Genomic DNA, 4,953 nt, shown 5'->3' on the forward strand with positions numbered 1-4,953 from the left:
ACAGCCCGGATGGTTTTCATCCGGGCTGTTTTGTTTTGTGCGGGCGTTTGGCTGGGCGGCTGCGCTCGCTGCTGGTGTCGCGGCGTGATTTGTCAGCCTGCGAGTTTTTGGACGGCGCGCTTTGCCATGACGGCGACGAGGTTGGCGCGGTACTCGGCCGAGCCGTGGATGTCGGAGATGAGGCTGTCCGCCTCGGTCGTGGCGGAGGCTGCCGCCTCCGGCGTGAAGCTCTGCGCCAGCGCCTGTTCCAGGCCCTCGTGGCGGAAGACGCCATTGGCGCCCGCCCCCGTCACCGCGACCCGCACGCCGCCGTCGCTGCGCGCCACGAACACGCCGGCCATCGCATAGCGCGAGGCCGGGTTCGGATACTTGGCATAGGCGCAGGCCGCGCAGGCGGGGATCTCGACCGCCGTCACGATCTCCCCCTCTTCCAGCGCCGTCTCGAACAGGCCGGTGAAGAACTCTTCCGCCGCAAGCCGCCGCTTGTCTGTGACGATGGTCGCCCCCAGCGCCAGCATCGCCGCCGGATAGTCCGCCGCCGGGTCGTTGTTGGCGATCGACCCGCCGATCGTCCCGCGGTGGCGCACATGCGGATCGCCGATATGCCCGGCAAGCTCCGCAAGACCCGGCGCCAGACGCCGCACGCTCAGTGAGCCGGCAACCTCCGCATGGGTCGTCGCCGCCCCGATCCGCAAGCCCCCACCCGTCTCGGCGATCCCCTTCAGGTCGTCGACATGCGTCACGTCGACAAGGTCGGACGGCGCGGCCAGCCGCTGCTTCATCGTCGGCAGCAGGGTCATGCCGCCAGACAGGATCTTGCCGTCCTCGCAAGCGGCGATCTTCGCCGCCGCATCGGCGACGCTCGTCGCCCGGTGATAGGTCGTCTCGTACATCCCGCTTCTCCCTCGCCCGGCATCCGACCGGGCCTCTTGCTCGTCTGGTCAGGCGCCCCAGGGGCCAAGGCCGTCCGGGAGCACCGTCTCAAGGATTGCGCGGCCTGCTCCGCGGCCCTACTCCGGCGCTTCTTGCCGGCGCAGCGCAGATCACTCCGCTGCCCTATTCAGCAGCCTGTGCCGGCCGGGCCGCCTTCAGCGCCGCCCACACCGCCTGCGGCGTCGCCGGCATCTCCAGCGCGTTGGTGCCGATCGCGTCGGTGATCGCGTTCATCACCGCCGGCGGCGAGCCGATCGCCCCGGCCTCGCCGCAGCCCTTCATCCCCAGCGGGTTGCCCGGGCACGCCGTCACCGTCGTCATCAGCCGGTAGGACGGCACGTCGTCCGCCCGCGGCATCGTGTAGTCCATGTAGGATGCCGACAGCAGCTGACCGTCCGCGTCGTAGGACGCGTTCTCCAGCAGCGCCTGGCCGATCCCTTGCGTCAGACCGCCATGCACCTGCCCTTCCACGATCATCGGATTGATGATCGTCCCGAAGTCGTCCGCCGCCACGAAGTCGACGATCTCGACCTTGCCCGTCTCCGGATCCACCTCCACCTCGCACACATAGGTCCCGGCCGGGAACGTGAAGTTCGTCGGATCGTAGAACGCCCCCTCCTTCAGCCCCGGCTCCATCCCGGCCGGCAGGTTGTGCGCCGTATAGGCGGCAAGCGCCACCTGGAAGAACGGCAGCTCCTTGTCCGTGCCGGCCACCTTGAACGTGCCGCCCTCCAGCGCGATGTCCCCTTCCGAGGCCTCCAGCAGATGCGCCGCGATCCGCTTCGCCTTCGCCTCCACCTTGTCCAGCGCCTTGACGATCGCCGACATGCCGACCGCCCCCGAGCGCGAGCCGTAGGTGCCCATGCCGAACTGCACCTTGTCCGTGTCCCCATGCACGATCGCGACCGTGTCGAGACCCACCCCGAACCGCTCCGCCACCAGCTGCGCGAAGGTCGTCTCGTGCCCCTGGCCATGGCTGTGCGAGCCCGTCAGAACCTCGATCGTGCCGACCGGGTTCACCCTGACTTCCGCCGATTCCCACAAGCCGACGCCCGCCCCCAGCGAGCCGACCGCCTGGCTCGGCGCGATGCCGCAGGCCTCGATGTAGCAGGACAGACCGATGCCGCGCAGCTTGCCCCGCCGCGCCGCCTCCGCCTTGCGCCCCGCAAAGCCCGCATAATCGATCGCCGACAGCGCCGCCTCCAGCGAGGCATCGTAGTCGCCCGCGTCGTAGCACATGATCACCGGCGTCTGGTGCGGGAACGAGCGGATGAAGTTCTTGCGGCGGAACTCGGCCGGGTCCATCCCCACCTCGCGTGCCGCCGTCTCCATCATCCGCTCAAGCAGGTAGGTCGCCTCCGGCCGCCCCGCCCCGCGATAGGCATCCACCGGCACCGTGTTGGTGTAGACCGTCTTCACGTTGCAGTGGATCGCCGGGATCGCATACTGGCCAGACAAGAGCGTCGCGTAGAGATAGGTCGGCACCGACGAGGAGAACAGCGACATGTAGGCGCCGAGATTCGCCACCGTCTTCACCCGAAGACCGGTGATCCGGTTCTCCCCGTCCAGCGCCATCTCCGCTTCCGAGTAGTGGTCGCGGCCATGCGCGTCCGTCAGGAACGCCTCCGTGCGCTCGCACGTCCACTTCACCGGGACGCCCGTCTTCTTCGAGGCCCACAGGCACACCATCTCTTCCGGATAGATGTAGATCTTCGACCCGAAGCCGCCGCCCACATCCGGCGCGATCACCCTGAGCTTGTGCTCCGGCGCGATGTTGTAGAAGGCCGACAGCACCAGCCGCGCCACATGCGGGTTCTGCGAGGTCGTCCACAGCGTGTAGTGCTCGTCCGCCTCGTCGTACCGGGCAAGCGCCGCACGCGGCTCCATCGGGTTCGGCACCAGACGGTTGTTGCGGATCTCCATCCGCGTCACATGCGCCGCCGAGGCGAAGGCCGCCTCGGTCGCCGCTGCATCGCCGATCTCCCAGTCGTAGATCAGGTTGCCCGGCGCTTCCTCGTGCAGCTGCGGTGCCCCCTCCTTCAGCGCGTCCAGCGCATCGACCACGGCGGGCAAGGGTTCGTACTCCACCTCCACCGCATCGGCGGCGTCGCGCGCCTGCGCCCGCGTCTCGGCGATCACCACCGCCACCGCCTGGCCGACATGGCGCACATGCTCGCTCTCCAGCGCCCGCCAGGCGCCCATCTTCATCGGGCTGCCGTCCTTCGAGTGGATCATCCAGCCGCAGATCAGGTTGCCGACCCCGTCCGCGACCAGTTCCTGCCCGCTCAGCACCGCGATCACGCCCGGCATGGCCCGCGCCGCCTCAGCATTGATCGACACCACCCTCGCATGGGCATGGGGCGAGCGCACGAACACCGCATGCGCCATCCCCGCCACCGCCATGTCGTCCGTGTAGCGGCCCTTGCCGGTGATGAACCGCTTGTCCTCGCGCCGCTGAACCCGCGCGCCGATACCTTCAACCGAACCTGCCATCTCGTCCTCCCTCGCGGATGCCTGCAGCTGTCGGCCTCCTCGCCTCACCGCGCTCCGCCTCGACGTCGTCTCGTTCCGAAGTTCTTGCCCGAAGATCTCTCCTGAAGGTCCCGCCCACAGGCGCCGCCTGTCCGCCACCGCCATTCCCCCGAACGGCAGCAGGCCCTTGCACCGGCAAAGCGGCCTGAGCGCCCTATTCGGCCGCCGTCTTCATCCCGGCCATCGTCTCGCTCGCCGCCGCGATCGCCTTGACGATGTTGTGGTAGCCCGTGCAGCGGCAGATGTTGCCCTCAAGCTCGGCCCGGATCGTCGCCTCGTCCAGCGCCCCCCCGCCATGGCGCGCGATCATGTCCACCGCCGCCATGATCATCCCCGGCGTGCAGAAGCCGCATTGCAGACCGTGATGCTCCTTGAACGCCGCCTGCACCGGGTGCAGCTCGCCCCCGCTCGCAAGACCCTCGATCGTCGTCACGTCGCTGCCCGAGGCCTGCGCCGCCAGCATCGTGCAGGACTTCACCGCCTTGCCGTCCACATGCACCACGCATGCCCCGCATTGCGACGTGTCGCAGCCCACATGCGTGCCCGTCAGGCCGAGCCCCTCGCGCAGGAACTCCACGAGAAGCGTCCGGTCCTCGACCGTCCGCGTCACCGTCCGACCGTTCACGACCATGCTCACTTCGGCCATGCAAATCCTCCCTCGTTCCAAAAGGCCTGTTCCAACGCCCCTTCAGGGCAGGCCGGCCATCTTCAAACCTGTTGCCCAAACCTCAGCGCACCAATACCGGCGCGCCAACCTCGGCGCGCCAAGCTCAGCGCATCAGCGCCAGGATCACGATCACAACCGCAAGCGCCGCAAGACCCCACACCATCGGACCGCCGAGAAAGCCACGCCCCGCCGCCGTCTCGACCTCGGTCTCCACCTCGCGCGCCGCCTTCGTCACCCGCTCTTCCGCCTCAAACACCGCGCCCGAGACCGCCTCGCCGACCTCTTCGGGAAGCCGCGACAGCGCCGCGCTCTTCGCCGCCTCGATCTCGCCTGCATCCAGCTCGTCATCAACCGCAGCAGCACCGCCCGAAGCCGCGCCGCCCTCCACGATCTCCTTGAACTTGCCGAAGAACTCGTCCGCCATCTTGCGCGACGTCGACACGATCAACCGGCTGCCAAGCTGCGCCAGCTTGCCCCCGACCTGCGCCTTCACCGTGTAGCTCAGCACCGTCTCCGCACCGTCCTCGGCAAGCGACACGTCCGCCGCACCCTTGGCAAAGCCGGCAACCCCGCCCTTGCCCTCGCCCACGATCGTGTAGCTCTCCGGCGGGGTCAGGTTCTCCAGCGTCACCGCACCCTTGAACGTCGCCTTCACAGGACCGATCTTCGCAACGACCGTCGCCGTCATCTCCCGATCCGAAACCTTCTCAAGCTCCTCGCAGCCGGGAATGCAACGACGCAGAACATCCGCATCGTTCAGCGCATCCCAAACCGCGCCGCGACCTGCCAAAATCCGATACTCGCCAACCAAATCCATGAAA

Annotated in this window: 4 protein-coding genes; all 4 read right to left on the bottom strand. The window is 68.2% G+C overall.

Annotated features, from left to right (window positions below):
- Positions 1 to 92: 92 nt before the first annotated feature.
- The gene (locus tag MNI96_RS21690) at positions 93 to 893 is read right to left on the bottom strand and encodes an FAD binding domain-containing protein (RefSeq protein ID WP_249696622.1); all 801 of its coding nucleotides are present in this window, start codon (positions 891 to 893) and stop codon (positions 93 to 95) included.
- A gap of 163 nt (positions 894 to 1,056) precedes the next feature.
- Complete coding sequence (locus tag MNI96_RS21695; protein WP_249696624.1) at positions 1,057 to 3,426, bottom strand: xanthine dehydrogenase family protein molybdopterin-binding subunit; 2,370 nt, start codon at positions 3,424 to 3,426, stop codon at positions 1,057 to 1,059.
- Positions 3,427 to 3,619: 193 nt separating this feature from the next.
- On the bottom strand, positions 3,620 to 4,111 hold the full coding sequence (locus MNI96_RS21700; protein WP_249696626.1) for a (2Fe-2S)-binding protein: 492 nt from the start codon (positions 4,109 to 4,111) through the stop codon (positions 3,620 to 3,622).
- A gap of 124 nt (positions 4,112 to 4,235) precedes the next feature.
- Positions 4,236 to 4,953: SRPBCC family protein (locus MNI96_RS21705; protein ID WP_502960370.1), on the bottom strand; the 718-nt coding region annotated here is incomplete at its 5' end.

Origin of the sequence: Stappia sp. WLB 29, assembly GCF_023507705.1 — a bacterium.
Lineage (GTDB): Bacteria > Pseudomonadota > Alphaproteobacteria > Rhizobiales > Stappiaceae > Stappia.

Bases quoted from the DNA above. Each gene is read 5' to 3' on its own strand.
- MNI96_RS21690 (WP_249696622.1), bottom strand. From the start codon at position 893: ATGTACGAGACGACCTATCACCGGGCGACGAGCGTCGCCGATGCGGCG.
- MNI96_RS21695 (WP_249696624.1), bottom strand. From the start codon at position 3,426: ATGGCAGGTTCGGTTGAAGGTATCGGCGCGCGGGTTCAGCGGCGCGAG.
- MNI96_RS21700 (WP_249696626.1), bottom strand. From the start codon at position 4,111: ATGGCCGAAGTGAGCATGGTCGTGAACGGTCGGACGGTGACGCGGACG.